This is a genomic window from Croceicoccus mobilis (assembly GCF_001661965.1).
Lineage (GTDB): Bacteria > Pseudomonadota > Alphaproteobacteria > Sphingomonadales > Sphingomonadaceae > Croceicoccus > Croceicoccus mobilis.
Genome location: NZ_LYWZ01000019.1, coordinates 1 through 2,500 on the forward strand (window position 1 = coordinate 1; position 2,500 = coordinate 2,500).

The window sequence follows — 2,500 nt, forward strand, 5'->3', positions numbered from 1 at the left end:
TGAAAAACATGTGTTGACCGACTCAAAGGGTGTCCATATATGCCGCCTCACCGACGGGGACGACGCTTCAACGGCTCGCTTCTGACGGTCGCCAACATAGACGGACAGCAGCTCCTCCGAACGTTAAGATCGGGGCGGCTTAGTTGTCCGCCTTTAATTGTCTGGCGGTTCTTTGACATTGTAGGTTTTAGATGAAGGGACATGTGGGCGACGGCGCCCCGTCCGGGGAGCTTCAGGCTCCGTGTACGGGTTGATTAAGTCGATGCCACGTTCTGCCGGCCACCACGGCTGGTATGAATGATACATGTCCTTCGTATCCATTACGTTTGACAAGTGCAGGTATCGGCTCCTGAAGTTCGGTGCATTGGGCGGGTCAGCTTCGGCTGATGCTCATTGTGTCGTGACACAAACTTGAGAGTTTGATCCTGGCTCAGAACGAACGCTGGCGGCATGCCTAACACATGCAAGTCGAACGAAGGCTTCGGCCTTAGTGGCGCACGGGTGCGTAACGCGTGGGAATCTACCCTTAGGTTCGGAATAACTCAGAGAAATTTGAGCTAATACCGGATAATGTCTTCGGACCAAAGATTTATCGCCTTTGGATGAGCCCGCGTTAGATTAGGTAGTTGGTGAGGTAAGAGCTCACCAAGCCGACGATCTATAGCTGGTCTGAGAGGATGATCAGCCACACTGGGACTGAGACACGGCCCAGACTCCTACGGGAGGCAGCAGTGGGGAATATTGGACAATGGGCGCAAGCCTGATCCAGCAATGCCGCGTGAGTGATGAAGGCCTTCGGGTCGTAAAGCTCTTTTACCAGGGATGATAATGACAGTACCTGGAGAATAAGCTCCGGCTAACTCCGTGCCAGCAGCCGCGGTAATACGGAGGGAGCTAGCGTTGTTCGGAATTACTGGGCGTAAAGCGCGCGTAGGCGGCTTGCCAAGTCAGGGGTGAAATCCCGGGGCTCAACCCCGGAACTGCCCTTGAAACTAGCAGGCTAGAATCTTGGAGAGGTCAGTGGAATTCCGAGTGTAGAGGTGAAATTCGTAGATATTCGGAAGAACACCAGTGGCGAAGGCGACTGACTGGACAAGTATTGACGCTGAGGTGCGAAAGCGTGGGGAGCAAACAGGATTAGATACCCTGGTAGTCCACGCCGTAAACGATGATAACTAGCTGTTCGGGTTCACAGAACTTGGGTGGCGCAGCTAACGCATTAAGTTATCCGCCTGGGGAGTACGGTCGCAAGATTAAAACTCAAAGGAATTGACGGGGGCCTGCACAAGCGGTGGAGCATGTGGTTTAATTCGAAGCAACGCGCAGAACCTTACCAGCCTTTGACATCCTGGTCGCGGATTAGAGAGATCTTTTCCTTCAGTTCGGCTGGACCAGTGACAGGTGCTGCATGGCTGTCGTCAGCTCGTGTCGTGAGATGTTGGGTTAAGTCCCGCAACGAGCGCAACCCTCATCCTTAGTTGCCATCATTTAGTTGGGCACTTTAAGGAAACTGCCGGTGATAAGCCGGAGGAAGGTGGGGATGACGTCAAGTCCTCATGGCCCTTACAGGCTGGGCTACACACGTGCTACAATGGCGGTGACAGTGGGCAGCGAACTCGCAAGGGTGAGCTAATCTCCAAAAACCGTCTCAGTTCGGATTGTTCTCTGCAACTCGAGAGCATGAAGGCGGAATCGCTAGTAATCGCGGATCAGCATGCCGCGGTGAATACGTTCCCAGGCCTTGTACACACCGCCCGTCACACCATGGGAGTTGGGTTCACCCGAAGGCGTTGCGCTAACTCGCAAGAGAGGCAGGCGACCACGGTGGGCTTAGCGACTGGGGTGAAGTCGTAACAAGGTAGCCGTAGGGGAACCTGCGGCTGGATCACCTCCTTTCTAAGGATTGATGCGAAAGCGTCCGACGTCAGTTGGAAAGAGCTTCGCAGCTTCCAAAGAACATGCCGTCGTCCTCATGTCCCTTCATCACTGGAGATCAGCACCGCTGCTGCAAAGCGCGTGTGCTGTGTCGCCTGAGCTGGCCATTCTGGCTTCCACTGGCGCCCGCTGCGGCTGCCTTCTGCAAGGAAGGATTGAGCCGGCGGGCAAGTGGGCCTGTAGCTCAGTTGGTTAGAGCGCACCCCTGATAAGGGTGAGGTCGGAGGTTCGAATCCCCCCAGGCCCACCAATCGTTTTGCGTTTCTAAAGGGGCCTTAGCTCAGCTGGGAGAGCACCTGCTTTGCAAGCAGGGGGTCATCGGTTCGATCCCGATAGGCTCCACCAGAACGCAGATGGTGACGAACTACTCCAGGGATGAAGAGAAAGCTGATCCGGCTTATGCCGGTTAGGCGATCATATGGATCGCCGATCTTTGACATTGTGAATGGGTTTTTAAATCGATGCCGTGGCGGTATCGTGTGACGAGCAGGGAGACCTGCGCGTGCATGGTATCATCACAAGATCAATCAAAATTGATTATCTGGCTGAGATATCGTCCGCACCT

2 tRNA genes and 1 rRNA gene are annotated in these 2,500 nt (G+C 54.5%); all 3 read left to right on the forward strand.

Going from position 1 to position 2,500, the window contains the following annotated elements:
* Positions 1 to 407 precede the first annotated feature (407 nt).
* The 3 genes from A9D13_RS05065 (at position 408) to A9D13_RS05075 (ending at position 2,280) form a co-directional block, all read left to right on the forward strand.
* Positions 408 to 1,896: ribosomal RNA gene (locus A9D13_RS05065) — 16S ribosomal RNA — on the forward strand.
* Between the two features lie 212 nt (positions 1,897 to 2,108).
* Positions 2,109 to 2,185, forward strand: a tRNA-Ile gene (locus A9D13_RS05070).
* 19 nt (positions 2,186 to 2,204) lie between these two features.
* A tRNA-Ala gene (locus A9D13_RS05075) sits at positions 2,205 to 2,280 on the forward strand.
* Positions 2,281 to 2,500: the final 220 nt, after the last annotated feature.